The sequence below is a fragment of the Scandinavium sp. genome, from assembly GCF_036271055.1.
Classification (GTDB): domain Bacteria; phylum Pseudomonadota; class Gammaproteobacteria; order Enterobacterales; family Enterobacteriaceae; genus Scandinavium.
Map to the genome: position 1 here is coordinate 1 of NZ_DATBBJ010000052.1, position 2,345 is coordinate 2,345.

Below are 2,345 nucleotides of genomic sequence, written 5' to 3' on the forward strand. Positions count from 1 at the left end.
CTGGAAACCATTGCCGGGCTGCGTAGACCCGAGACCGCAAAAATCTCGTTCAATGATCAATTATTCGACGACAGCGGGCAAAATTATTCGCTGCCAGTTCGCCTTCGGAGCCTGGGCTATGTTCCGCAATACGACTCGCTGTTTCCCCATTTGTCAGTCCAGCGGAATCTCCTTTTCGGAAGCAACGGCAAGCCAAAAGATCACACGTTTGAGTTCCACCATATCATCGATTTTTTGGAGATCGGACATTTACTCGATCGTCACGTCAGTTCGCTTTCGCGTGGTGAAAATCAACGTGTCGTGATCGCGCGTGCGCTACTTTCGGCGCCCCAATTGTTGCTCCTTGACGAACCGTTGACTTCGCTGGACGCAAAATTGAAAAATGCCATTTTGCAGCAACTACAGACGCTTCATCGCGAGTTTGGCGTTCCAATGCTCTTCGTGACGCACGATCCCATGGAAGCGACTGCAATTTGCGAAGAAGTAATACTCCTTCAGGCGGGTAGAATTATCGGGAGAGGTGCTCCGGCAAAACTTCTCGGCTGAAGCTTCATATCGCAGTGCGCGCAGTGCTCCGGTATGACAACCACCCCGACGCTACTCTAGTGCGCCATCGGTCGCTGCCGCGGAGTCGGACGTGGCCTCGGTGTTGGATCTGCACGAGCCACCACTTCAAACTGGGTCATCATTCCGTCGTCCTCGTGCTCGACCATGTGGCAGTGGAGCATGTACATCCCTGTGTGATCAGTGAACTTCAGTTTTACCTCTAAGGTTTCGCCCGGCATGAGGTACCAGGTTTCCTTCATCGTCTCGTACGGATAACATGCTCCGCCATTGCGACTCACGCATTGCTGGGAAACGTCATGGATATGGACCGTATGTGGCTGTCCTGTTGGATTCGTGAACACCCATTTTTCAGTCGTGCCGAGGACGGGCCTGGCATCGACACGGTTTGGATCGAATCGGAGTCCGTTGATTGCCCAATGACCCCCTGCCTGATTGAAGCTCCAGTTCCTCGTCACTGTTGGCTCACCTATATCTGGCGGTGGGCGGAGCGTCGCAGGTATTGAACTGTCATCTGTGACGTGCTGAGTTACCCGGAACTCAAGCAACTGCGTGCCGGTCAGCGCATCCACCAGGTAGATGTTTTGTCCGAGTTCACCGGCGAAATTGACCACCACGTCCAGACGTTCAGCCGGTCCCATGCGCATGCCGGTGCGGGTAACAGGTGCGGGAAGCAGACCGCTCTCAGTGCCAATTTGGATGAATGAGTCGCCATTGCTTAGCTCAAGAAAATAGGTGCGGAAGTTGGACGCATCGAGGATGCGGAAACGATACTTACGATCTCCGACCTCGAGGTAAGGCTGGTAGACACCGTTAACCAGAAACTTATCACCAGTCACGCCATTAGGATTAAACACGTACGGGATCTGGTTTTTCGCATCGAACTGCCGGTCGGCAATTATGAGAGGGAGATCAAAGTTGCCTGAGGGGAGCGTAGGTGGATCGGCAGGGTCATCGACAATGTAAAGACCAGTAAGACCCATCCAGACGTTGCGACCGGTAACATCCATCCGATGGTCATGGTAAAACTGTGTCTTGCCGCGCTGATTTCCACCCGCTTCCAACCCATCATATCTATACGTCCGCGATCCTCCTGTCGCGATAAGCAGTGAGGTCGGTTGCCCATCACTGTCGGCGGTTGAGTGGTTACCATGGTTGTGCACCGTCATTTCGCCGGCCTTCGCGTCGAGGTTGTTGGTGAAGGTCACGTTGGTCGGCTGGCCGGTAGGTCTGCGAACTGTCAGTCCCGGGTATGTGCCGCCGTACGTCCACATGTTGGTGCATGGCCCATCCATGATTTGCACACATCCTTCATCAATGTTGACTGAAATGTTCGCATTGGTGTCAACAGGCGGAAACACCAGCGGATGCGTAAAAGATCCAGATGTGGCTGCCGGCACTGCGACACGAATCGCATTTTGACTTCGGGCCATGGAAGTCGGTGCCCTGCCTAAATGAATGCCGATACCGGCAAGCGCGCTCGCAAGTATAAATGCCAACAAAGCCTTAGTCATAAAACGCGGTACGTGATCACTTTTCCCCCATCACTGCAATCAAGGTCTGGGGGCTGGCGTGGGCCGAGGCCTTGGTGAAGGCGCTACCCTCGGAGCCGGTATGAATTCGATCGTCAGCATAGGCGGACTGGCGCTTTCGCGTGTATCAAACCGCTTTGCCGTGGCGATGGAGGTCTCATCGCCTAACACCAGCCAGCCAAAGTTACCGGCTGGATTATCCAACCATGCCTGTACATCGGCAACCATTTGCGCTGAGCTCCAAGTGTA

The 2,345-nt window shown here is 54.1% G+C and carries 2 protein-coding genes; one reads left to right on the forward strand and one right to left on the reverse strand.

Going from position 1 to position 2,345, the window contains the following annotated elements; all coding sequences use genetic code 11:
* On the forward strand, window positions 1-546 hold a 546-nt coding region (locus tag VH187_RS06920; protein ID WP_329700743.1), incomplete at its 5' end, for an ATP-binding cassette domain-containing protein.
* Between the two features lie 56 nt (window positions 547-602).
* Here VH187_RS06920 and VH187_RS06925 read toward each other — a convergent pair.
* Entirely contained in the window at window positions 603-2,078 is a 1,476-nt protein-coding gene (locus tag VH187_RS06925) for a multicopper oxidase family protein (RefSeq protein WP_329700744.1), read from the reverse strand.
* Window positions 2,079-2,345: the final 267 nt, after the last annotated feature.

Excerpts from the sequence above, each read along its gene's own strand:
- VH187_RS06925 (WP_329700744.1), bottom strand. The coding sequence starts at position 2,078 with ATGACTAAGGCTTTGTTGGCATTTATACTTGCGAGCGCGCTTGCCGGT.